Here is a 22,883-nt window from a genome sequence, read left to right as displayed (position 1 = left end):
CTCAGTGGCTCAGTGAGCATCAGGGGGCGGACCGCCGGGCAAGATCGGCTGCGAGAAGATCACACTCGCGAGCGCCACCACGAAACACAGCGACAGTACAAAGAAGGTATCGGAGAACGTCAGCACGAGCGCCTCGCGAAACACGAGCGCATGCAGACGCGCAAGGCCCGCCGCGCCGCTGTTCAGTGCATCGCCCGCGACCGACGTCCAGTACGACGCCTGCTGCGCGAGCAGCGATTCCACCTGCGGCTGGCCGTGCGTGACGCTTTCGTTCAGGCGCAGATAGTGAAAATTCAGTCGGTCGTTGAGCATCGTCGCGCTCACGGCAATGCCGATGGCGCCGCCGAGATTGCGCATCAGGTTGAAGAGGCCGCTCGCCGATTTCAGGCGCGAGGGCGGCAGCGAGCCGAGCGCCATCGTCACGATCGGCGGTATCGCGAACTGCTGGCCGATGCCGCGCAGCGCCTGCGGCAGCAGGAACTGCTGCCAGCCCCAGTCGTGCGTGAGCGGCACGTAGAGATAGCACCCGAGGCCGAACAGGCACAAGCCGAACACCATCAGCGCACGCATGCTGAAATAGCGCGTGGCGAACGCATAGACGCCGAGCGCGAGTAGCTGGAATACGCCCACCGAGAGCAGGGAAACGCCGATCTGCAGCGAACTGAAGCCACGCACCTCGGCGAGAAAAAGCGGCGTGAGAAAGACGGCGACGAAGATCCCGATGCCGGTCACGAACGAGAGCAGACTGCCGATGCCGAAGTTGCGCACGACGAGCGCACGCAGATCAACGACAGGGTCTTTCGCGGTGAGCGCGTGCACGATGAAAAGAAAGCCGCAGATCGCCGCAATCCAGGCGCAGGCGACGATGACGTCGTCGCCAAACCAGTTCTTGCGCGGGCCTTCTTCGAGCACGTATTCGAGGCACCCGAGAAAACCGCACATCAGCACGATGCCTAGATAGTCACCGCGCCTGAGGAGCGAAACATCAGGCTCATCGACGTGCACGTAGCGCGGCACGAGCGCCGCTACGGCGATGCCCGGCACGAGATTCAGATAGAACAACCAGTGCCACGACCACTGGTCCGTGATCCAGCCGCCGATCACCGGGCCGATGGTCGGCGCAAGCGATGCGAGCGCGCCGATCGTCGTCGAAGCCACGATGCGCTGCCTGCCCGGAAACAGCACGAAGGCGGTCGTGAACACGGTGGGAATCATCGCTGCCCCCAACGCGCCTTGCAGGCCACGAAAGATAATCATCGAATCGATATCCCAGGCGAGTCCGCAAAGCATGCTCGTGATCGTGAAGCCCACCGCCGATGCAACGAAGAGCCAGCGCGTGGAAAACACCTTGGAGAGCCAGCCCGACATGGGAATCACCATGATCTCGGCGATCAGATACGCGGTCTGCACCCACGAGAGTTCGTCCTGGCTCGCGGACAGCCCACCGCCGATGTCGCGCAGCGAGGAAGCGACGATCTGGATGTCGAGCGTCGCCATGAAAAAGCCAATGCACATCAGCCCGAACGCAAATGCGCGCTGGCCGAGCGGCTGAAGGTGCGGTGCGAGCGGCGCGTCGTGCGTGGCCGCGGTCTGCGTCGTGTTCATGTCTGCCTGCCGTCTCAGTGGGTGGTCGCCGTCTCTTCGGCGCCGGCCAGATGGACCTTCACCGTCGCCGAGAGGCCAGGCCGCAGCGCGCCTTCCATCTGCTTCGGCACATCGAGGCGAATGCGCACCGGCACGCGCTGGACGATCTTCGTGAAGTTGCCCGTGGCGTTCTCGGGCGGCAGCACGCTGAAGGTCGCGCCCGTGGCCGGCGCAACGCTTTCCACGTGGCCGTGCAGCACGCCGCTGGCCGCGTCTAGTTCGACGTCGGCACGGTCGCCGGCATGCATCTTCTTTAACTGGTCTTCCTTGAAGTTCGCGTCCACCCACAGATCGGATGCGGGCACGACGGTCAGAAGCGACGCGCCGACGTTCGCAAGCGTGCCCACGCGCGCCGAGCGATTGCCGATGTAGCCATCGACGGGTGAGCGAATCGTCGTGTACTCGACGTTCAGCGCCGCGAGCCGCTGGGTCGCCAGAGCGGTGGAAACGCGAGCCTGTCCGTTCGCGATCTGCGCGCCCAGCACCTCAAGCTCGCGCTGCGCAGCCTGCACCGCTGCGCCGTTGCTGGCCAGTCCGGCCTGAGCTTTCGCATAATCGGCGTCCGCGCGCTCGACAAGCTGATTCGACACCGCGTCGTCCTTGACGAGTTCGCGATAGCGCGTCTGATCCTGCGCGCTGCGCGTCACCTCGGCGTTCGACGCACGCACGTCCGCCTGATGCTGGTTGATGACGGCTTCCTGCAACGTGCGGCGCGCCTCCAGTTCGGCTACGGCGGCGCGCGCGCTGTCCAGTTCCGCGGTCGCTTCGGCGAGCTTCGCGTCGTAGTCGCGCGAATCGAGGCGGATCAGCACCTGACCCGCGTGCACGCGCTGGTTGTCCTGCACGAGAATCTCGTCGACGAACCCGCTTACGCGCGGCGCCATCACCGTCACGTTGCCGCCGACGTAGGCATCGTCGGTCGTCTGCACGAAGCGCAACACGAAGAACCAGTAGCCGCCCGCCAGCGCGAGCACCACCGCGACGGCGCCGACGGCCAGCGCCATCCACGGCACCCGGCGCGGCTCGGCACGCACGGCGACCGGCCTGTCTGTTACGGGAGTAGAAGGACTCGACATTGCGCTCACCTGTGTATATGCACTATTGAAGACAAAAAAATGTCGCTGCTACACGACCTTATGTGTTTGCTGCGCGACGAAGCAGCGTTATTCAAAACACGCTTCAAAGCGCGCGCGTGACGCGAAAGAGTTCGCGCCGCAGCCACGCTGCCCGTTGCGAACCGAAGCGGCGCTCGAATTCATCCTGCGCCGCCCGCCAATGCGCACCCGCCTCGACGAGCCTCGCGCGCCCTCCCGGCGTCAGGGCCAGTTGACGGCGGCGCATGAGCGCGGCGTCGGCGACAAGACCGCCGCGCAGCAAAGGCCGCAGCGCGCGCACCAGGGTCGTGCGCTCCATCACCAGAGCAGCGGCCAGCTCGGCCATCGTCAGACTGGAACCGCGTCCGAGCATCCCGAGAATGCTGAACTGCGTCGGCGTAAGCCCGGCCGCCGAAAGATGCCGCTCGTAAAGCTGCGACAGATGACGGGCGGCCTGGCGAACGGCGAAGCAATCGTCGTGTTCGGGAAGCTGCGTGGACGGGTAAGTGTGCATACGCACAGATTAGCGGGCGCCAACGGCAGATACAACCGCCAGCCGCGGCATCAAATTGTGAACGCGCCGACAATAATGGCGTTCAAACCTTCATTTTGCTTTCGCCGCAACGGACACCGGCGCGGCAGGCATCATGTCGTCGAAAAACGCAGTGGCGTGGTCGATGAACGCGCGCACTTTCGCGGGTAGCAGCGTGCGCGTCGTGTAGGCAAGGCGGATCTCGATCTGGGCGTCGACGATGGGGTACTCGTCGAGCAGCGTCACGAGCCGGCCCTCTTCGATTTCGGCACGCACGAGCGCCGCCGGCAGCACGCCAATGCCGAAGCCCTCCAGCACCATCTCGCGGTTGAATTCCGGGTTGTTGGAGACAACTTCATGTTTTAGCGCCACCGTCACATCCTCGTCGCCAACACGGAAGGTCAGCGAAGGCTTGCGCAGTGAAGGCGGCATCAGCACGAACACATGCTGCGCCAGCTCGGCAGGATGCGTAGGCATCGGGCGCGTCGCGAGGTAACCCGGCGTCGTCACAAGCGCGAGCGGGATGCGTTCGAGCAGACGCGTCACGGTCGTGTCGCTGTTGAGCATGAACGGCAGCACGAGGCCGAGATCGTAACCGTCCGCGACGAGATCGACGGGACGTTCGGTGAGCGTCACGTCGAGGTTCACCTTGGGATGCGCTCGCTTGAAGCTCGCAATGAGCGGCACGAGCCGGCTCACCGTCGCCGTGGTGTGCGCGACGAGCCGCAACACACCGTTCGCCTCGCGCGTCTGCTCGGAGGCGCTGGCCTCCAGCGTGTCGAGGTCGTCCAGTATCTGGCAGCAGCCCTCGTAAAAACGCTCGGCGGCTTCGGTGAGCGACACCGCGCGCGTGGTGCGGTGAAAGAGCCGGCAGCCGAGGCGCTCTTCAAGCTTGGCAACCGTACGCGACACTAGCGGTGTCGTGACGCCGTGCATGTCGGCGGCGCGCGTGAAACTGCGCGCCTCGACCACGGAGCGGAAGATGCGCAGACTGTCGATATAGTCCATGGCGTGGCAGCGATAGAAAGGATTGCGGCTAGCTTAGCGCCAGCCGGTTCCTTTTGTCCTGGGGTATGCCCGCATTGGCGCGCGCCGCTGCCGGATCGTCTGCCCAATCCGGCGTGCCATCCTCTGCCACCATGATGCCCGAGCAGTTCGGGCGCTGGAGAACGCGCGATATCAGCCCGCCAGCTTGCGGAACGTCTCGAGCACCGCGTCGCCCTTGAACGGCTTCACGATCCAGCCGCGCACACCGGCCGCCTTGCCGCGCTCTTTCATCGCCGGGCTGCTTTCCGTCGTGAGCATGACCACATTGACCGCCGTGTTCGCGAGTTCGCTGCGGATCTTCTCGACCATCGTGAGGCCGTCCATGTTCGGCATGTTCACGTCGCTTACCACGAGCTTGACGCCAGGATTCGCGCGCAGCTTCGTGAGGCCGTCCTTGCCGTCCACTGCCGTGTCCACATCGAGGCCGTTCTTGCGCAGGAAACCCGCCACTTCGTCGCGCACCGTGCTCGAATCGTCCACGATCAGAATTTTCGCCATTTTTGATTTCTCCTTCGCGTAGCGTAAAACAACTTTTTTTATTAAAACAATTCCAGTTCGCCGGTGCTTTCGCTCGCCGTTTCGGTGTCGGCCGCGACGAAGTCGAGCGAGGTCTGCGAACAGACGCACACCGTCGCGCCGAGCCGCACGCTGCCGTCGATCACGAGCGCATACGACGAAAGGTAATCGGGCTTCAGCTCGTGCAGATGCGGCAGACACTCGCCGCTGAGCGTATAGGGCGTCGACATCCCGAGGTCCGGGAAGTGCGCGACGAGCTGCTGGTTCATCGCGCCACAACAGAGATTGCCGAACTCCATGAATGCTTCCGCGAGCGTGCGCTGGGCATCCGCCGCGTAGTACCGGCGCATGGTTTCGTTATCGTCGAAGTGCAGCAGCAACAGCAGACGGAATTGCATCGATGAAATCGTGAGCACCACCACCTGCGCGCCCTGCGCTGTGTGGCTCGCGTGCGGAGCAATTTCGCAAACGTGCTGCGCATCGGTGACGAGTCGCGTGCGCGCAGCCGCAAAGAAAATGCGCTCGATGCTGTCCTTTGCACGCGGGCCGATCATGCGGGCTCCCCGGCGCGCGTTTCCTTGAGCTGAGTCTTGAGCTGGTTCGACAGCGATTCGACGCTCGCAAGCGACGCCGCGATCATCTTGCCGCCTGCCTGGATGTCCTGAAACGTCGCAGCAGTGATGAGGTCATTGCGGTTCAGGCTGTCGCGATAGCTCTTGGAGAGTTCCTGCGAACGTGTCGCCAGCGCACGCACTTCGCCTGCCACGATCGAGAAACCACGGCCCGCTGCGCCCGCGCGCGCCGCTTCGATCGACGCGTTAAGCGAAACGATCAGCACATGGCTCACGATCGACGACAGTTCCTGATTCTTCTGGTGCATGTCATGGTTCTGCGCCATGAGCGAGGTCATCTGCTCGTGCCAGCGCTCGAACGTCGCCGACATGAGGCGCAAACGCGTGGCCTCTTCGGCAATGCGTGCCGCGCGTTGCTGCGCGTCCTCACACCGCGCGTGCTCGGCAGCGAGTGCGCCTTCAAGCGCGTCGGCGACCGATTTGCGCTGCGCCAGTTCGGCGCGAAGCGTGTCGACCTGCGACGCGAGCGCGTCGATTTCGCTCGCGCGCTCGGCAAAACGCTCATTCGCTCGCGCCTCGGCCTGCGCGATCGCTTCCTCGTGCGTGACGATCTGCGCTTCGCCCTCGCGGCGCCAGCGCGCACGCAACGCGCCAATCAAGCCTGCGGCCGCGAGGGCCATGAGCGCGGCGCCTGCCACCCCTGCAAACACTATCGACAACACCACTACCCCCCGAAATACGCTAGATCGCCAGCGCCTGCTCGCGCTCGGCTACGGCACCACCCACTACCCACTGTCCGGGCAAATAAACGACCGTCTCAAAGTGGCGATAGTCCGCACCGCGACAGTTGTCCGTGAAGCGCAATTCGATCCGGCCGCCTTCGCGTTCGAGGAATGCGCGCACCGCATCCATGCCCACGCCACGTCCCGACACTTCGGTCACGTCCTGAGCCGTCGAAAAACCCGCGCGGAAAATGAAGCCGGAAATCGTCTCATCGCTGGCTTCCTCGTTCTCCGCAAGCCAGCCGCGCTCCACAGCGATGCTGCGGATGCGTGCAAGCGCAAGACCGCGGCCATCGTCTGCGAGCACCAATTGCAGCGCACCGCCGCTCACGTCTGCTTCGACGGCGATACACCCCGCTTCGGCCTTGCCTTGTGCGCGACGTTGCGCCGGCATTTCAATACCGTGGTCAAGCGAATTGCGCAGCAGGTGCGTGAACACGTCATTCATCTTCGAGGCGGCACCGCCACGCAGTCGATAACCGTTGTCGTCGATGCGCACGATGGGCGCGACCTTGCCCAGTTCGGCAGCCAGCGACGGCAGTGAATCGATCACGCCCGCGAGCGCGTCGGCCATCGCCTCGGTGCCGACGCGAGAAAGCGTCCCGCGCACCGTCTCGCGCATCGCACGCAGCGACGCGAGATCGTCTTCGTCGGCGGCGTCGATCGCGCGCAGCGCCGTATCGATCTGCTCGCGCGCCACGCTCAAGCTGCCGTCATCGCTCGCAGCGCGCGTGCCGCGGCCGAGGCTCACTTCGTTGATCGTGGCGTAGTGTTCGAGCGACGCCTTCACGCGTTCGAGGTCGTCGATCAGCGCCTGCTGATCCCACTCGTGACTCGAGTCCTCGCGGCGCAGCGCGTCGTAGCGCTGCTCGACTTCGTGCACGACGCCCGTGAGATGCTGCAGGCTGTACGTGCGCGCATTACCCTTCACCGTATGCATGTTGCGGAACAACGCGGCGATGGCGCTCACGTCGGCGCAATCGTGCTGGCGAATAATGCGCTCGTTCTCGTGGATGAACCCCTTCGAGCTTTCCACGAACCGATGAAACTTCTCTTCACTCACCGCGAGAATTTCACCGATCATCTGCAGACGCCGCTTCTGCTCGCCCGCTTCGGCCGCGAGTTCGCGCAACTCGGTCACGTCGCGCACGCACAGCATCAGGCGCACGACAATGTCGTTCTCGTCCATGATCGCCGACCAGCTGAGGTCGAGCACCTTCTCGCGTCCATCGGGCATCGTGCGCGTGATTTCGTTCACGAGCAGATGCTGGTTGAACGCGAAATTCACGCTGTCCTCGCCGAGGCACGCATCGACGGCCGCGTCGATCTGCGCGATCGTGTCTGCGTCGAGGCTCGATTGCGAGAACACGAGGTCCATGAGCGGACGCCCGGCGATCTCGTTCGTCTCGAAGATCGCTTCCAGATACGCCGAGTACTCGTTGTGAATCGTCGCGCCTTCCACGACAGTGAGAATGCCCTGCTGCATGTTCTGCAGCATGGCCTGAATGTCGGCGGTCTTTCGGGCGAGCTGTGCAGAGCTTTGCTGGATCTTCTCGATCATGCCGTTGAACGCGACGATCGAATGGCCGATCTCGTCCATGCGGCCCACCGGCACGCGCCGCGTGAAGTCCTGATTGGATGCGATTTCGCTCATCATCGCCTGCATGCGCGAGAGCGGACGCGTGATCTGGCGGTAGAGCAGCAGGCCAATCACGGTGAGCAGCAGGACCGCGCCGCCCGTCACACCGGCGATGGCACTCGTCGTGGTATCGAGCGTGGCGTTCAGCGCGCGGATTGCGTCGTCTTTCTGGCGGTTTTTCTCGACACGCATCGTGGTGACGATGCCTTCCAGCTCATCGCGATACTGCGCAACGTTCGCGAAGAGATACGCCTGTGCGAGTTCGGCCTTGCCCGCGGCCTTCATCTTCGCGGTGTCGTCGATCGCGGCGAAGTAGTTCGCGACGCTCTCCTGCGCCTGCGCGACGAGGCCGTCCTGAGCGTGGCTCGCAGCGGCCTTGCGCTGGACATCGAGCGCGGCGCGCAGCGCGGCTTCCTTGGTCTTCAGCTCGTCCTGTGCGAGCGTTTCCGTGTTCGCATCCGGGGCGTAGATGAGCGTCATCGTCGCCAGCTGCACGTCTTTCACGAGCGAAACGAGATCGGAAGAAGCCAGCGCGCTCGGCACGACGCCTTGCGTGACCTGGCGGACATCGGCTGCGCTGTGCCGCGTCTGATACACCGCGTAGCCGCCGATGGCAGACAGCGCGACGAACATCAGAACGATGAGCAGCGTAATGCGGTGACGTATGGTCATGGTCAAAACCCCCGGCCGTATCGCGCCGGCCGCGCTATGGTTGCGCGACTCGTGACGCAAAGGGCAATTGTTCGTGCCCGGAATTATTGCGAGGGGTTGTGACCAATTTGTGAATGTCACATGCATGCAAGACAAACGTGGTGACCATAAGACGAGGCGCTCGGTAGCCGCCCGGCAGAACACCACAGCCTTACGATTCAAGGAGTTACACCCTTGAGGTAATATGGGGCAAACGTTTTATTCGAGGTATTGCCCGTGCCCTCATTGCCGATATCCTGCGACGCCTCGCCACAATTCTGGCGCGACGCAGCGCTCCCGTTCATCGAGGTCCGTGCGATCGCCGATGGCCGCAAGGTGCGCTACGGACGCCACGCGCACAGCACGTTTTCGATTGGCGCGGTGACGGGCGGGCGCAGCACTTATCTCAACGGCAACACACTGCAGCACATTGGTGCTGGCGCGGTGGTGGTCGTCAACCCAGAAGTCGTGCATGCGTGCAATCCAGCCGAAGCGGCGCCGTGGGCCTACCGCATGTTCTATCTCGATGTGGACTGGCTCGCCCAGCTTCAGCAGGATCTCGGCTTCGGTGCGAACCACAGCTTTCACGCGTTCGAACAGACCTTGAGCACGCAGCCCGAACTGTTCGCCGGTCTCAATCAGCTCTACGCGCTGCTGATCGATGCACGCGAAGACACGCTGCGCAAGGAAAGCGCGATCGTCGCGTACTTCTCGGCGCTGCAGCAGGCGCTGAATCCCGCACCCGCGGCGGGAGGGCGCGAGCCGAACCATCGCCTCGCGCGCGCAGCCGGATTCATCGACGATAACTACACGCGCCCACTCAGGCTCGACGAGATCTGCGCGGCGGCAGACCTCTCGCCGTCGTATCTGATTCGCGCGTTCAGGCAGCAGTACGGTATGACGCCGCACGCGTACATCGTGAACCGGCGCATCGAGTTCAGTCGCGCGCAACTGCGGCGCGGCCATGCCATTGCCGACGTCGCCGCCGAAGCCGGCTTCGCCGACCAGGCGCATCTGCAGCGCGCGTTCCGCCAGTTCGTCGCGGCAACGCCGGGCCAGTATCGCGGCAATGCCTGAGCGCGGGTCACGTAGTCTTCACGTCATCGAGAGATACAGCGCCGAAGCCGCGAGCAGCCCGGCCATGCTCCGATTGACGAGCCGCACGCGCGCGGGCTCCCGCATTGCGTGACGAAGCGACGCGCCCGCCCACGCCCAGCACGCGATCGACACGAAGCAGATAACGAAGTAGATGACAGCGAACTGCCACACGAGCGCCTTGTCGCCCGACGCGGCATAGGCGCCCATGCCAGCCACCGACGCGAGCCAGGCCTTCGGATTGAGCCATTGCATCGTCGCACCCATCAAGAGCGACGGTCCGCGCGCGGTGCCCGTGTCGTCGATGCAGCCATCGTCGGCAGCCAGGCGCCACGCGACGTAGAGCAGAAAAGCCACACCGGCCCAGCGGATCGCAAGCGTTAGCACCGGCCACTGCGCGAGCAGTTCGTGCAAGCCCAGACCGATCAGCAGAAGCAGCAACGTGAATCCAGCGGTTGCGCCCCACACGTGGCGCAGGCTCGCACGCAGGCCATAACGCGCGCCGGCCCCGAGCGCGACGACATTGACAGGTCCAGGGGTGATCGACGTGGCCAGCGCGAAAGCGGCCATCGAAAGCGCGGTGCTCACAGGTATCCTCGGTACGCCCGGTGGCGATGAATGACTGACCGAGCGTACTGGGGCCGCGCAAATGCGTATTGAAGAAAATTGCCCTGCGCAACGGCAGGGCATGGCGGTGCATGACGGCGAGTGAGCAGGCTGATGTCGTCGCGGCGTGCTTCGCATGCGTTGCGACGGAACGAAATCAGTTGCGAACAGCACCGTGACGCTGCACGTCGCGTAAATTTATTACGCACTACCAGGCGTATAGAGTCATCGTGGTCGTGTCGAGTTGGTTCGCGCGCGCGACCGCTTTTCGCCGACTCCATCTCGATCGCGCGCGACACTTGTGCGGTCCGACTGGACAGCATCGTTCTGCCGACTGACGGGCGGTGAGCCGCTGCATCGACGCGAAAGACGCCGTGATCATCCGCATTGTGCGGACAACTTCGATTTGCGTGTGCCCATACGCGTGCGCCGTTTCGTGATCGCTTCGAGGAACCCGATTGCCACCGTTCCCGACCGCGATGTCGTTGCTGGCAACTGCACATCCAGCGACGAGGCATGACCCAAGTCCGCGCTACACACCCCCACGCTTGCCCCACGAGTTACCCACAGAAAACGTGGACAAGCCTGTGAATATCTATCGCAAAAATGCGTCAAGCCCTTGAGCGCAAAAGAACTATGCAAAGCGCAAGCAGCGCGGGCTACGTCTGGAAACGTCCGCGTAAAACGCGTGGAGTTTTCCACAGAAAACGTGAGCAACCCTGTGCATATCCTCATGGCATGTATGCCAAGGCATTGAACCGAAACGGAATTTTCATTCGCCTCGGGCGCGGGTCAGCATCGATCGCTGAATAGCCCTAAATTTTTTGTGGGAATTGCCGATATGTCTATTCAATGACAGGCCAGTCCACAGGCCCGCCAGCAAGGAATTTTTATGCGCAATAATCAGCCCGTCACGCAGCAGGAATACGACTATCCCGCCTCGCAGATGCTTGTCTCGGCCACCGACCTGAAAGGCCGCATCCAGTACTGCAATCCCACCTTCATCGCTGTCTCCGGCTACACCCGGGAAGAGTTGATCGGAAAGGCGCACAACATCATCCGCCATCCGGACATGCCGCCGGAAGCCTTCGCCGACTTGTGGAAGACAATCGGCGAAGGCCGTCCCTGGACCGCGCTCGTCAAGAATCGCCGCAAGAACGGCGATCACTACTGGGTGCGCGCGAACGTGACGCCGATCGAAGAACGGGGCGCGGTGGTCGGCTACCTGAGCGTGCGAGTGAAGCCGTCGCGCGACGAAATTCGCGGCGCCGAAGCGCTCTACGCGAAGATGCGCGAAGGCACGCTGCGCGGTGTGCGACTGCGCCGCGGCACGATCGTTCGCACCGGTATCGTGGGCGCGTTGCAAGGACTCCTGCGTGTGCCCATCGCCACACGCGTTGCGATCGGCTATGTCGGCGTGCCCGCGGTAATGGCCCTCGCCGCCTTCGCAACCTGGCAAGGTCTGCCGCCGTTGCCCTTCTGGGGCGCATTCGGCGCAGCGTGCATCTGCGGCGCCATCGCCTGGTGGCTCACCACGAGCCACCTCGGCGCGCCGCTCGAACAGATGACCACCACCGCGACGCGCATGGCCGCAGGCGATCTCACCGCCACCCTGCAGATCACTACGCACGACGATCTCGGCGAAGTGCTCCTCGCGCTGAATCAGTTGCAGGCCAACCTCACGGCCATCGTGCTCGACGTGCGCGTGCAGATCGATGGCATGCTCAACGCCGCACACGAGATTTCCAGCAGCAGCGCCGATCTCTCGCGACGCACCGAAGTGCAGGCGGCGTCACTCGAAGAAACCGCCTCGACCATGGAGCAGCTGACCAGCACCGTCCAGGCCAACGCCGACGCAAGCGCGCGTGCGCTCAGCCTCGCGCGCGAAGCACAGAACGCCGCAGCCGAAGGCGGCTCGATCGCCAGTCAGGTCGAGCGCACGATGGCGGGCATCAATGAGGCATCGCTGCGTATCAGCGATATCGTCGGCGTGATCGACGGCATCGCGTTCCAGACCATTATTCTCAGGTATTCCGAAAACGCTTGTAAAACAAGGGTTTCCGGTTTAGGTCTGGTGCCAGCCCCTCACCCGGCCCCCCGCCGGGTTCACGTTGGCGGTAGTCCCTCAATCCTTCGCAGACTCGCACAAAAGGCGGTGTTTCTCCCTCATTCGGGCCATGTGCGGAATGTTTGCCGCTTGCCTTCGGGCCAGCGCTGGACAAACCCGGACAGACCCGGACAAAGCGCGCTAGCGCTAACCCTGCCTTTGGGCGATATCTTGCGCGCCGTTCGTTTGCCCGGCGTCGCAGTGTATCGCACCATGCGCCATATATGCGAAGCCATACGGCGCGAGGCGCAACACAACCACGCGACGCGGAGGGGTACAAAATGGGCGACCGTCTTTTGAGGGTAACTGAAGTAACGGCGAAGGTTGCGCTCCAGCAATCGACCCTGTTTGAAATGGTGAAGGACGGAAGATTTCCCGCGCCCATCCGTTTATCCAGTCGTGCCTCGCGCTGGTCCGAAGCCGAGATAGACGCATGGATTGATGCACGCCTCGCCGAGCGCCCAGGCGTCGCACAATCCGCGTGAAACGCGAACGCGTCGCCTGTTCGCAAGTAATCTGGCGTTCTCCTTACGTCTGTTGCGGCACTTGTTTACGACCCGTTATCGTGGATTGTCATTCGTCGGGCAAATGCCTATTCTTTCGAATTATCTGCCGGGAATATCCGGTGCTATGTGCCGCAGCAATCCATTAATTACCCTGTTACTTTCCGCCGACGAGCGTGCCGGAATGGTCCGGTGAGCAACCACGCAAGCAACCAGAGGGAGACATTCGAGGCGAGGCGATGCACTCGCGACGCCACCCGCCGCAAGACACAGGGAACGACCCGGAGCAGTTCCAGCCGTCCAGGCGAATTGCTCCCGGCACGCTTGCGCGCGAGCTATGGGACCTGGAGCCGGGGGAGTTTATTTCCCGGCCCGAAAGTAATACGTTCCGGCGCGCGGTCGCGCGCGCGATTGAAGTTGTGACTAGCAGGAATTCGCAGCGTTCTTACGAATCTGATTTGTGGTTCGCCATGCACCACAGCGGACGCGGCCAGAATAAACGGCTGTTGATAGTCGAGCGCAAGGCGTAACGCCCAGTATCAATCGCGGGGCCTTATGCCGTTATCGGCGAGAATGTCGCCATGCTGTGCCCAGGCCGCGAACGCGATAGTAAAGTTAAGAAACACTTCGAGGGGCGCGGCGTAGCGATGTACGAGAATCGAAACACAGATACCCGCCGCCATCGAGGCAACCAGGGTGCGCGCTATCACCATGCGTAAAGAGAGATGCCGCCCCGGCCGCGCGTGCGGAAAGCCCACGAACCAGGCGATTGCCGCGCACGCAATCGCGTTCGCGATTTCCCACAAACCGCTAACGTGGTTCATGGTCATGGCCCGGCGTGTCGCCGCCCGTAATGCGTCGCTTGGCTTCGTCGCCGATGCGGTTGGCGAGTGACGGAAACAGTTTTTCAGCCTGCCTGAATGCTGCAATCAGTGCGCCGACAATCAGCGCGCTTGCGAGCGCCCCGGCAAGCATGTTCGGCATGATTGGTACACGCTGGTGGACCCACGGCGCGACGCCATAACCCAGCACTGCGGAAATGACGGCATACGCGTATTTGTGCATGCGTCGCGATTCGGTCGTTTCGAGCAGATAGACGAACGCGCCGCACACGTTGCCGACCGCAATAGCGGCGTGTACTTCGTCGCCATTCCACAGGCCGACAAGCGCTTCCCACATGGTACGTCACCCTTGCACACGACGAGGCTCAGGCAAGGCCAAGCGCGGTCTTTGCGGCGGCGTAGTACGTTTCGCGCTTGGCCTGTTGATCCATTGCCGGGCCGTTGATAATGCGCGTCGTCTTCGCGAAGTCGCCCGCGTCCGCCGCTTCGTTGCAGCCGTTCGCGCTCCAGTACCATCCGGCCGAGCGCGCGGCCAGCACGTCATCGGTCGCGAGCAGGTCGGGATTCGCCAGCAGGTCCACGCCGAGCGCACGCCCGCAAGCTGCGTAGTTGTCGTGAAACGTGATCTGCTTCAGGCCACGGCCCCGGAAGCGCCAGCCGTCGCCGCTGTTCGCATCGCCGTTGCCGTAGCGTCCGCCATACGCGAGATTGGCGATTTCCTGCTGGCGCGCTTGCGGTACGGTCTTTTCGTCAGGATGCCTGCCGAGATACGCGCGCAACGATGCGGGAACGCGCGAGAAGATCGCGAGCGCGGCGGGCGCATAGTTGAACGATTCGACCAGTTGCGTAAAGCTCCCGGATTCATGGCGTATCTGCGCAATGAACGCAGCCCGCCGCGCAGGCGTCGAAATACCGAATTCGCGCATCGCGTCCGATACGGGTGCATACCATCGCGCGGTGAGTGCATCGGAAAGCGCGGCAGCACGCCGGAATGTTTCGCGGTCCATGATGGATTGACTCCCGGTAGAAAAGCGGTGCGAGCAGAATGCCGCGCGGTTGCATGGCGTGACGCCATGCTGCTAGACCGCCATGCCCGCGTTGTAGTGATTGCGGACCTGTCGCGCGGTGAGCGCGTAGCCGTAGACGGCGACTTCGCCAATCAAGCCTTCAAGCGGCCCAAAGTTCCAGCCGATCGAGCCGATCTGCAAGGTCGCCTGAATGGTTGGCGCATTCAGCAGGTTGGCGTTGCCCGCATTGGCGACCAGTTGGCTGTTGACGTAGATCGAGGGAGGATGCGAAAGACCCGTGCCGTTCATCACGTAGACGTAATGCGCGACAGTGCCCACAGGCGCGGCGGTGTAATTGGCGGAAAAATACTGCGCGTTGTTCCCCGTCCAGTAGTAAATCGCGTCCGCCTGGCCGCCCTGGTTCTGGTGCTGGATACCCCAGTCGAGTCCGCCCTGGCGGTTACTACCGCCCGTCCACGTCGTGTTGCCGAGAAAGCGCGCGCCCGTGCAAGGCGGATAAGCCCCGTTTGCGCCAGCGTTCGTGTACGCGGCGAGGTTGACCCAGCATTCAGCGGTCCAGATTGCGCCCGCGCAAAATTGCACGGCAGCGCTGATATCGATATATGAATTGGACGCGCCCGCAAGGCTCGCGTAGGAACCCGCGCCGTTCGGCAACAGCAGGCCCGCCGCCAGCGTGACGCCCGCCTGATACGTGCCATCCAGGCCGTGGCCTGAACTGTCGGCCGCAACCGTGCCGCTGGTTTCATTGAGCCGGTAATACGCGAAAGGACAATCGGCAAGCACCAGCGCCGGGTAGGATGGTCGGATGCCGCCCGCCATCCGCAACCGGCGTGCAAGGTTGCTCATTGATTTTGCCCCGCGACGAAGCCGTAATACGTCGAGCCGCCGTCCTGCGTATAGAGGACGAACGTGTCGAGCTTGCCCGCCGCGCCGCCCAGTGACGGTACGATGTCCTGCGGCCAGTGGATGTTCGACGGCCATGTAATTGCTGAGCTTGCGGCGTTCTGCACGACTAGCACGAATTCCGCGAGCGTGCCCGAAGCGGGCGGATTGCTGATGGTAACGGCACAGTTTGTACCCGCCGCAACGGGCAGATTGAAGAGGATTTCGGGCGCACCTTCGGATAGCGGCGTGAGGTCGAGCGTCACGCTTGCGCCCGCCGTGAGATTGACAATCGCGGTAGCGGTCGCACCGGTCGAGAGCGTGCCATCAGGCGCAATCATGGTGCCGTTTCCGGCAATGATGCCGCCGAGTTTGGAAGTCGTCGCGGGCGGCAGGATATAGGTCGAAGGAATCGAGGGCTTGCCGCTCAGGTCTGCATAACTGCCGCTGGTCGCCACCGTGGCAAGGTTCGGACGGTTAAGGATCTGTGCGATGCCGGAAGTTGCGTTCCAGTCTGAATTGACCTGGGCGGCAGGTATTGAAGGCTTGTTTAGCAGATCGTTATAACTACCGCTGGTTGCTACGGCCGCGAAAGCAGGCAGGCCCGACAGGTCACTGTATTGCCCGCTTGTGGCGACCTTCGCAAGCCGCGAGAGAATGGCCTGCGTAGTCTGCGCAAACTCGTTCGCGAGTACCGCCGCAAGCTGGTTGACCTGGGTGTAATCGGGCGTGCCCCCTAACGAAACAATGACGTTACGCAGTTCTTCGGAAATGGCGTAATACCACCATTCGCCCGGCACGGTGCCGTTGATGCCCGCCGCCGGATTGCCGTTAGCCGGATAGCCGCCCGCATTGCTCGCGGGCACGGCGGGGGCATCCGGCACCGCGCCTGATTGCCAGTAACGATCCATCATGCCACCCGCACGCAGAGCGAAAACGTGTCACTGCCGCTTGAGAATTCGCCACAGCCCATCCATGTTCCCGCCAGGGTCGGCCCGCCAGGACGCACAGAGGGATTCGTAATCATCTGTCCCGCGCCCAACGCGCTACCGATAATGATGAAGTTACCGACGCCGCCCAGCGTCAACGGCTGAAGATTATTCGGCGTCCATGCGTTGCCCACCGCGCTGTTGATTTCGTTTTGCAGGTTGGCAACGTTGGCCTGCAGTTCGGCTTCGAAAACAAAATGTCCTTCGTCGCTGCTATCAATCGTTGCCCGCAGCCCGCCGCCGTCCCAGCCGATATAAACCTTGTTGGTGACCTGGCCGATGCCGCCGCCCTGTTGTACGGGAGTAAAGCCCAGCGGTGCCTGCACGGCGGGCTTGTTGAGAATGGCCGCGACACCCGACGAGGCATTCCAGTCCGAATTGACCTGCGCCGCAGGAATGGCTGGCTTGTTCGAAAGATCGTTATAGCTGCCGGTATAGGCGACTTTCGCGAGCTGGTCCGTAACGTCGTGGATGGCCGATGCAATCGACGTAACCAGCGCATTCGCGAGCTGGTCAACCTGCCTGAAATCCGGCTCGCCGCCAAGCTCAACGATGGCGTTTCGGATTTCCTCCGTAATCTGGTGATACCACCACGCGCCAGGCGTGGACGGCGCAACCGCTGCGGGCAGGTGCCCGTCCGTGGGATAGGTTCCCTGTGTCGAGCCTGGCGCAGTCGGCGGGTCCTGCGCGCCATTCGCTTCCCAGTAGTGATCCATGGTCAGGGCTCGATATCGTCAGTGGGGTTGTAGTAGAAACATACGACCGTATGCGCGGGCGCGTAGCGGCGCAGCAGGCACTCAAGCGCCTTTTCGTTTGGTGTCGAAATATATTCGGATAACGGATCGTCCACGGGGTCGCTGACTACGTGCCAGTGAGGCGGCGGGGTATCAATCACGTTGACAAGCCATGTATAAGGCCAGTCCATGCCATAGATAGGCACCGTTACGTCGCGAATCACCGTATGCGCGAAATACTCCGTTATGGTGATCGTGTAGCTGAGCGACGCGGCCAGCGCTTCAAGATACGGAATGGACTGGCCGCCCGTGCTGATGAATTTGGCGACGATCTGCTGCTGGTTTTCCTGCACGCTGGAGAACGGCCCGAAGCACGGATCGGGTAGCCCCAGTGTTTCATTCCATTCCGGCAAAAACTCCGTAGCGGTAGCAGGAAACGCCGCAACAATCAGCGTCAACGCCGCGCTGTCGATACCTTCAGCCGTGATGCCGAGCGCCTCGAGTGTTGCCGCCTGGGTGCCTTCGTCTTCGCGTGTCCACACGCGCCCGCGCGGAAGCAGTTTGCGCAGTACGTCTGCGTAATCGTCAGCACAGTTGCGCGCGGGAATGATTACCGGCGCGGCTGCGTCCGTTTCGGTGCTCACGCGCCTAGCTCCACGCAATCGCGCCCAGCGTGGGCAACGCCCCGGCTGGTAGCGGAATATCCTGCACTGGCGAGAGAATCAGAAAATCATTCACGCCCGGCACCGAAGAAACGGTGCTCCACAGGTGCGCGAGAATCACCTCGCCGCCTGGCTGGCCGTCCGTCTTTAGCTGCGCATCGAGTGCGGCCGATACGGCGGCCTGATACTGCACGGCCACGCCGCTAATGCTGATATCGACCGGGTACGGTATCGGCGAAACGACATACACAAGCGCTGTCACGGGCCGTAGCGGATAAATCGTATTCGCAACCGTAAGCTGGTCGCCCGTTGCGGTCGGCCCGCGCGTTTCGTCTGTCGCGCATCCGTCCATACCCTGCGGGAACCCATCATAAACCGCGTTGGCCGCGTCGAGCATGATGTAGACAACCACGGTGCCTGCGCCGTATCCGCAACCTACGCACCACGCGCGCGTAACGCCCGGCACTGCCAGCGCCCATTCGACGTAATCGGCCGCATCGCCGCCCTGTGGCGGATTCTGATAGACCAAAACAACGCGGTTACGGTAGTCGGCATCGCTTTCAATGTCGGCACCGCCGACGAATGCCGTAACGGCGGTGCCGGTCGAGTCGATACCGGCTACAGCGCTTGCGAGCGTGAATTGCGTTCCGGCCGCGCCGTCGCCATTAGCGCCGGTTAGCCCCTGTGGATCGGGCACTGCCGAAGCCGTCACCGTCACGGTGCCGCCGCTCACTTCGGCCGCGCTGGTCGTGACATACGCGAGGCCGTCACTGCGCGTTACGCCCGCGCCCAGTGAAATAACCTTTCCATTCGTGCCCGTAAAGGCAATCGAGCCGGACGCCTGCGCGCAGGGTTTGCGCGTGACGCCCTTAAGCGCGCCCCAGGCTTCGAGGTATTCGTCGGTCGCGGTAAATGGCGTGCATTGCAGCGCTATCCAGTCGAGATAGCCGTACAGCATGCACGCGAGCGCCGCGTCGATATCCGCGATTACGCGCAGGTTCGAAAAGCGCAGCAGCGCGTCCGCGCCGGGTAGCTCCGCGCTAAGCTGCTGCGCGCTCGCGTTGCGTAGCTGCGTGAGCGTGGGACGCGAGAACGGCATGACAAGGGAGCGCGGCGGACGCGCGGCGAATGGCTCAGTGCGGGTTCAACGTGTCCAGACCTGCGGGAAGTTCATGGCAACGCGCGAGCCGTCCGAACGGTTCGCGGTTATGGTGAGGTCAAGCCGGTTGGGCGTTATCCACTGCGGCGCAATGTCGAATGACGCCACCACACCGTCATCGATCAACCATCGCAGCGCTTCTGCTGCGTAGTCCTGCGCACGTTGCGGTACGTCCTGCGGACCCTTGACGCGATTGAGCAACCACAGGCGCGAACCAATCGGATACCTGGCATCGTCGCCCCACCATCCGCGCCTGTCGCCGTCCGGTGTCGGATCGCCCGGCAGTGCGAGGCGGTCAGTAAATAGCGATATCAGGACGGCAGTTTGCAGGTCGCCGCCCGATTGCAGCGAAGGCCCGGATAAAACCCAGTCGCCTTGCATGCGGTCGATATCCCATCGGGTCGTGATATCGGGCATGGTCTATTCCTGCGGCGTAGGCGGATTGCTCTTGATGGTCGATTGCCCGCCCTGAACCTGGGTCACATCGTGCGTGTGAATGTCGTATGTCTTGCGGCCTGCGGCCATCGTCTGCGCATTCGTGCCGCTGTTGTCGAGTATGTCACCGGCCGCAGCGATGTTGCCGTCACATTCGATGTTGCCCGTGCAGTGCATGAGCGGAGAATCTGCCGTAATTTCAGGGGTATTCGTGATTTTCAGCGGCAGGCCGCCGCCGTTTATCACGATGCCCGAAGCGGACAGATAAACCGATTGCCCCCGGTTGTCACTCACGCACACCTCGCCGGATGCGAGGTTACGCACGCGGTATTCCTGATGCCCGCAAGCAATAACAACGCCGTTTATCCGGTTGCCTGCGAGAAACACCGCCACCGCGTCCGCGCCTGCGGGCGGATTCGACGAAAAACCATAGTCACAGAGTCGCGGTGTCGAATCGCGTGTTTCGTTTTGCGATAGCTGCATCTGCACAAGCTGCACGGGGCCGCTATCATCAACGCGCGTGAGGCGTCCGCGCCCGAGCGAGCGGACCAGACTCCAGAATTGCGATTGCACGGTTAGACCTGCTGCGCGGGTTGTCCGTAGCCCGGTCCGAGCGCGGCGGCGGCATCCTGCGGCAACGGCATGTAGAGAATGGGTTCCGGCTGGAAGGCCTGCGGCGGCATAAGCGTGATATCGCAACCGGTGCCGTTCATGTCGCGCCGGTATGTCACCTCGCCGATAGTGAATTTCTGGCCGTCGATCAATTTAAGCTGCGACATGTGGAGCGCCGCAAGCGTGTTGGGCATGTAGAGCGCGCCCGCGCTGTCGCGCCACGTCGAGCCCGTCACCGTTACCACGTTGCCGCGCCCGATGCGGCGGTTACATTCCCATAGCGCGTGCTGGTTCGATACGGTCGCGCCTGCATCGCCGGTTTCCGCAATGAATGCCCTGGGCCGGTAACGCGGCATGGTCGTATCGTTGACGGTGTATTCGTCCAGGGGCTGCTGTCCGGCATCGGTAAATAGCCCGGTTCCGACGAGATAAACGCGGTACTCGCTGAAGCGCTGCGAGATATCGCGCATATAGCCCGCGCGTTCGACATTGACGCCCAGCGCGAAGCCGCCCGCCGCTTCGTTTGTCGAGAGTGGTCCAATTACGAGGTCGCCGTCCGCGTCTTCGTAGCACAGCAGTTGCGCCACCTTGCAGAGGCGGTCAATTACCGAATACGGCGTTTCGCCGACATTCAGACAGACCTGGGGGTGAATCATGCCGGGAGAAAGCGCCTTGACGTTCACACCAAACGGCTTGCACAACAGCGCGGCAATGTCGGCGGTGCTGATGTTCTGGAACTGGAACGAATCGAACTGCGCCGAGCAATCGACTATGTCTTCGCATTTGCCACGGCCCGAAACTGAAAGAATGTGGTTATGCGCGTCGATCTGTTCGCTAACGCGGTCCACGTAGCCGGTTATGACCGCATCGCCCCCAATCGAAAGCACGCAGGGGTCACCCTCCATAACGCTTACTTCGGTCGTATTCGGGTAACGCTCAGTCAGACCGATATCGAAATCAGCCGGTATGCGTTCCATTCCGCGAGTTACCCGGATCGTTGTCCACCCGGCGATACGCTGGCCACCTACGGTCAGGGTTACATCGTCCAGCATGACAGCTTGCGTATCTCGCCCGTTTACCTATGCTGGGTGTCCGTAGGGCAGTAATCAGACGAGAGGCCGAAAATGGACGAACGTTCCTGCTATCGGTTGACGGTTGGCAACTACGAAATCCGCCCCGACCCCGAACCAGTGGACATGGGAGATGAGGAAGTGTTTGGCGATGCCGTTGTTATCACCTGGTACGGTCGGCGAACCGCACAGAAGACTATTCTGGCCGCGCGAAAATATTTCTATAACGAGCTACATGCACGCGAGGAAGCCATGGATCGCGGACTTGCCTACGTCTACACGCGCGATCCAGACCTGAAGATATAGTGCCGTTCGCAAACGATTAGGATACCGGCGCACGGAACGCTGCGGGTGCGAAGGCCGGATTAACGGGGACTATCTGCTGCACCAGTTCGTCGTAGCGTGAAACGTCCTGATAGAGGCGTTGCGCAATCACGATAACCGGCAACGATGCGCCCATGGTGATTGTCTGCATGGTCGCGAGCGATTCGCCGCGCGTTGTGAGGTCCTGGACTACGGCAGTTTCGAGCGCGCCGAGCGCCTGGAATGTCGCATCGTCGCCCGTATCGGCCGCAATCAGGATTTCCGCGTCGAGCGCTTCGCACACGGTCGAGCGCAATTGCTGCGCATCGTCGTAAGAGGTGAGCGCGTAATTCGTCGTGCTGTCCGCGAGCGCCGTTACCGCTGTACGCCTGAGCATGGCCGTTACGCCCGCGTTCGCCATCGTGAGCGCGGCCGTGGCGCATACCTGCGCGGGCGTATCCTGCTGGAGCAACGCGAGCGATTGCACGGCCTGGTGCGGGTCCGGGTTCGCGGTCTGCACGGCTTCAACGAGCGATTGCGCGGCCGTTGACATGCCCGCATAGTCGGCAGCCGATGCCGCCGCAATGAGCGCGTTTCCGCTTTCCGTCACCGCCTCGCGCGCCTGCGCGCCCGCGCCGACTAGCTGCTGCACGGTCGTAAGCGGGTTCTTTACGGTCGCCGTGAATTCGCCCACGAATCGCCCGTATTGCCCCTGAAGTGTCGCGACCATGGCAACAAGCGAGGTGGCGCGCTGCGTGATCGTCTGCGCGTCCACCACGAAGGCCTGCGCGGTGCGTTCGATTTCGCCCACAAGCGGCGGCGTTTGCAGCAGCGCGCCCAGTCGGTTCGCGAAGTCCTGCGCGGCGGCGGCATAGGCCGCCACTACGGATAGCCCAGTTTGCGCCTGCGTGGCAATCGAAAGCGTGGGGAACTGTTCCGTTCCCGCTTCGATTAACGTGAAGCGCAGTTCGAAACTGCGCCCGCGCTCGCCGCGTTCCTCGCATTCGAATTCGAGCAATGATGCGGTGACGCGTCCGAGCGAGGGGTGTACGAGTTCGCCGTCGCCCTGGTCGGGTGTCTCGCATGCCGCAATCATGGCGGCGCGCTGCGCGAGCACGTCGCCGCCACCATAGGCCGCGTCCTGCAACAGGAACCCGGTTAGCGAAATCCGCCGCCCGGCGCGGCCGATATCCTCCACCCAAACATCGTCACGATAGGGGTATTCGTGCAGCGCGACGCGGCGGCCTGCCTTGAGCGTGCCGCCCGTCACGGCAAACGGCACACCTCGCCAGCTAGCGGTCTGGAGTGCCGAGAAAAACGGCCGTCTGATTGCGCCCATG

At 62.7% G+C, this 22,883-nt stretch carries 25 protein-coding genes; 4 read left to right on the top strand and 21 right to left on the bottom strand.

Going from position 1 to position 22,883, the window contains the following annotated elements; all coding sequences use genetic code 11:
• Positions 1-9: 9 nt before the first annotated feature.
• The 8 genes from L0U80_RS25785 to L0U80_RS25750 form a co-directional block, all read right to left on the bottom strand.
• On the bottom strand, positions 10-1,605 hold the full coding sequence (locus tag L0U80_RS25785) for a DHA2 family efflux MFS transporter permease subunit (protein ID WP_233872584.1): 1,596 nt from the start codon (positions 1,603-1,605) through the stop codon (positions 10-12).
• 14 nt (positions 1,606-1,619) lie between these two features.
• A complete protein-coding gene (locus L0U80_RS25780; protein WP_233872582.1) occupies positions 1,620-2,720 on the bottom strand; it encodes an HlyD family secretion protein in 1,101 nt (366 codons plus the stop codon).
• A 103-nt stretch (positions 2,721-2,823) separates the two neighbouring features.
• On the bottom strand, positions 2,824-3,252 hold the full coding sequence (locus tag L0U80_RS25775; RefSeq protein WP_233873844.1) for a MarR family winged helix-turn-helix transcriptional regulator: 429 nt from the start codon (positions 3,250-3,252) through the stop codon (positions 2,824-2,826).
• A 90-nt stretch (positions 3,253-3,342) separates the two neighbouring features.
• On the bottom strand, positions 3,343-4,278 hold the full coding sequence (locus L0U80_RS25770) for a LysR family transcriptional regulator (protein ID WP_233872579.1): 936 nt from the start codon (positions 4,276-4,278) through the stop codon (positions 3,343-3,345).
• A 171-nt stretch (positions 4,279-4,449) separates the two neighbouring features.
• Positions 4,450-4,815 (bottom strand): response regulator, encoded by a 366-nt coding sequence (locus tag L0U80_RS25765; protein WP_233872576.1) that lies wholly within the window; start codon positions 4,813-4,815, stop codon positions 4,450-4,452.
• A gap of 41 nt (positions 4,816-4,856) precedes the next feature.
• Positions 4,857-5,387 (bottom strand): hypothetical protein, encoded by a 531-nt coding sequence (locus L0U80_RS25760; protein WP_233872573.1) that lies wholly within the window; start codon positions 5,385-5,387, stop codon positions 4,857-4,859.
• On the bottom strand, positions 5,384-6,085 hold the full coding sequence (locus L0U80_RS25755) for a methyl-accepting chemotaxis protein (protein ID WP_233872571.1): 702 nt from the start codon (positions 6,083-6,085) through the stop codon (positions 5,384-5,386). Before L0U80_RS25755 ends, L0U80_RS25760 begins: the two co-directional genes overlap by 4 nt.
• A 61-nt stretch (positions 6,086-6,146) precedes the next feature.
• The gene (locus tag L0U80_RS25750; RefSeq protein WP_233872568.1) at positions 6,147-8,498 is read right to left on the bottom strand and encodes a HAMP domain-containing protein; all 2,352 of its coding nucleotides are present in this window, start codon (positions 8,496-8,498) and stop codon (positions 6,147-6,149) included.
• 255 nt (positions 8,499-8,753) lie between these two features.
• Between L0U80_RS25750 and L0U80_RS25745 the strand changes: the two genes are divergently transcribed.
• The gene (locus L0U80_RS25745) at positions 8,754-9,593 is read left to right on the top strand and encodes an AraC family transcriptional regulator (protein WP_233872565.1); all 840 of its coding nucleotides are present in this window, start codon (positions 8,754-8,756) and stop codon (positions 9,591-9,593) included.
• A gap of 18 nt (positions 9,594-9,611) precedes the next feature.
• On the opposite strand, the gene L0U80_RS25740 is transcribed toward L0U80_RS25745, so the two are convergent.
• Entirely contained in the window at positions 9,612-10,199 is a 588-nt protein-coding gene (locus L0U80_RS25740; protein ID WP_233872561.1) for a LysE family translocator, read from the bottom strand.
• A 910-nt stretch (positions 10,200-11,109) separates the two neighbouring features.
• Between L0U80_RS25740 and L0U80_RS25735 the strand changes: the two genes are divergently transcribed.
• Positions 11,110-12,624 carry a methyl-accepting chemotaxis protein gene (locus L0U80_RS25735; RefSeq protein ID WP_233872558.1) on the top strand — a complete coding sequence of 505 codons (1,515 nt, stop codon included), beginning with the start codon at positions 11,110-11,112 and terminating at the stop codon, positions 12,622-12,624.
• Positions 12,606-12,809: a helix-turn-helix transcriptional regulator gene (locus L0U80_RS25730; RefSeq protein ID WP_233872555.1), complete on the top strand. Its 204-nt coding sequence runs from the start codon at positions 12,606-12,608 to the stop codon at positions 12,807-12,809. Before L0U80_RS25735 ends, L0U80_RS25730 begins: the two co-directional genes overlap by 19 nt.
• Positions 12,810-13,366: 557 nt before the next feature.
• Here L0U80_RS25730 and L0U80_RS25725 read toward each other — a convergent pair.
• The 11 genes from L0U80_RS25725 to L0U80_RS25675 all read right to left on the bottom strand — a co-directional run bounded on the left by L0U80_RS25725 (position 13,367) and on the right by L0U80_RS25675 (position 21,222).
• Positions 13,367-13,651 carry a hypothetical protein gene (locus L0U80_RS25725; protein ID WP_233872552.1) on the bottom strand — a complete coding sequence of 95 codons (285 nt, stop codon included), beginning with the start codon at positions 13,649-13,651 and terminating at the stop codon, positions 13,367-13,369.
• Positions 13,638-14,006, bottom strand: coding sequence for a putative holin (locus L0U80_RS25720; protein WP_233872549.1), 369 nt, complete (start codon positions 14,004-14,006; stop codon positions 13,638-13,640). Before L0U80_RS25720 ends, L0U80_RS25725 begins: the two co-directional genes overlap by 14 nt.
• Positions 14,007-14,034: 28 nt before the next feature.
• The gene (locus tag L0U80_RS25715) at positions 14,035-14,676 is read right to left on the bottom strand and encodes a glycoside hydrolase family 19 protein (protein WP_233872546.1); all 642 of its coding nucleotides are present in this window, start codon (positions 14,674-14,676) and stop codon (positions 14,035-14,037) included.
• A gap of 72 nt (positions 14,677-14,748) precedes the next feature.
• A complete protein-coding gene (locus L0U80_RS25710; protein ID WP_233872543.1) occupies positions 14,749-15,543 on the bottom strand; it encodes a LamG-like jellyroll fold domain-containing protein in 795 nt (264 codons plus the stop codon).
• Positions 15,540-16,493, bottom strand: coding sequence for a hypothetical protein (locus tag L0U80_RS25705; RefSeq protein ID WP_233872541.1), 954 nt, complete (start codon positions 16,491-16,493; stop codon positions 15,540-15,542). The genes L0U80_RS25710 and L0U80_RS25705 overlap by 4 nt, the downstream gene beginning before the upstream one ends.
• Positions 16,490-17,284 carry a hypothetical protein gene (locus L0U80_RS25700; RefSeq protein ID WP_233872538.1) on the bottom strand — a complete coding sequence of 265 codons (795 nt, stop codon included), beginning with the start codon at positions 17,282-17,284 and terminating at the stop codon, positions 16,490-16,492. The genes L0U80_RS25705 and L0U80_RS25700 overlap by 4 nt, the downstream gene beginning before the upstream one ends.
• A gap of 2 nt (positions 17,285-17,286) precedes the next feature.
• On the bottom strand, positions 17,287-17,946 hold the full coding sequence (locus L0U80_RS25695; protein ID WP_233872535.1) for a YmfQ family protein: 660 nt from the start codon (positions 17,944-17,946) through the stop codon (positions 17,287-17,289).
• Between the two features lie 4 nt (positions 17,947-17,950).
• Entirely contained in the window at positions 17,951-19,063 is a 1,113-nt protein-coding gene (locus tag L0U80_RS25690) for a baseplate J/gp47 family protein (RefSeq protein WP_233872532.1), read from the bottom strand.
• A gap of 45 nt (positions 19,064-19,108) precedes the next feature.
• Positions 19,109-19,540 carry a phage GP46 family protein gene (locus L0U80_RS25685; protein WP_233872529.1) on the bottom strand — a complete coding sequence of 144 codons (432 nt, stop codon included), beginning with the start codon at positions 19,538-19,540 and terminating at the stop codon, positions 19,109-19,111.
• Between the two features lie 3 nt (positions 19,541-19,543).
• Positions 19,544-20,131 (bottom strand): phage baseplate assembly protein V, encoded by a 588-nt coding sequence (locus L0U80_RS25680; protein WP_233872526.1) that lies wholly within the window; start codon positions 20,129-20,131, stop codon positions 19,544-19,546.
• 2 nt (positions 20,132-20,133) lie between these two features.
• Positions 20,134-21,222: a phage baseplate assembly protein gene (locus L0U80_RS25675; protein ID WP_233872522.1), complete on the bottom strand. Its 1,089-nt coding sequence runs from the start codon at positions 21,220-21,222 to the stop codon at positions 20,134-20,136.
• A gap of 72 nt (positions 21,223-21,294) precedes the next feature.
• Here L0U80_RS25675 and L0U80_RS25670 point away from each other — a divergent pair, with 72 nt between their 5' ends.
• Positions 21,295-21,546 carry a hypothetical protein gene (locus L0U80_RS25670; RefSeq protein WP_233872519.1) on the top strand — a complete coding sequence of 84 codons (252 nt, stop codon included), beginning with the start codon at positions 21,295-21,297 and terminating at the stop codon, positions 21,544-21,546.
• A 16-nt stretch (positions 21,547-21,562) separates the two neighbouring features.
• Here L0U80_RS25670 and L0U80_RS25665 read toward each other — a convergent pair whose 3' ends face one another.
• A complete protein-coding gene (locus L0U80_RS25665; RefSeq protein WP_233872516.1) occupies positions 21,563-22,882 on the bottom strand; it encodes a DNA circularization protein in 1,320 nt (439 codons plus the stop codon).
• Position 22,883 lies beyond the last annotated feature (1 nt).

It is taken from the genome of Paraburkholderia adhaesiva (assembly GCF_021390575.1).
Classification (GTDB): domain Bacteria; phylum Pseudomonadota; class Gammaproteobacteria; order Burkholderiales; family Burkholderiaceae; genus Paraburkholderia; species Paraburkholderia adhaesiva.
This window is presented reverse-complemented; position numbering and strand designations above follow the sequence as displayed.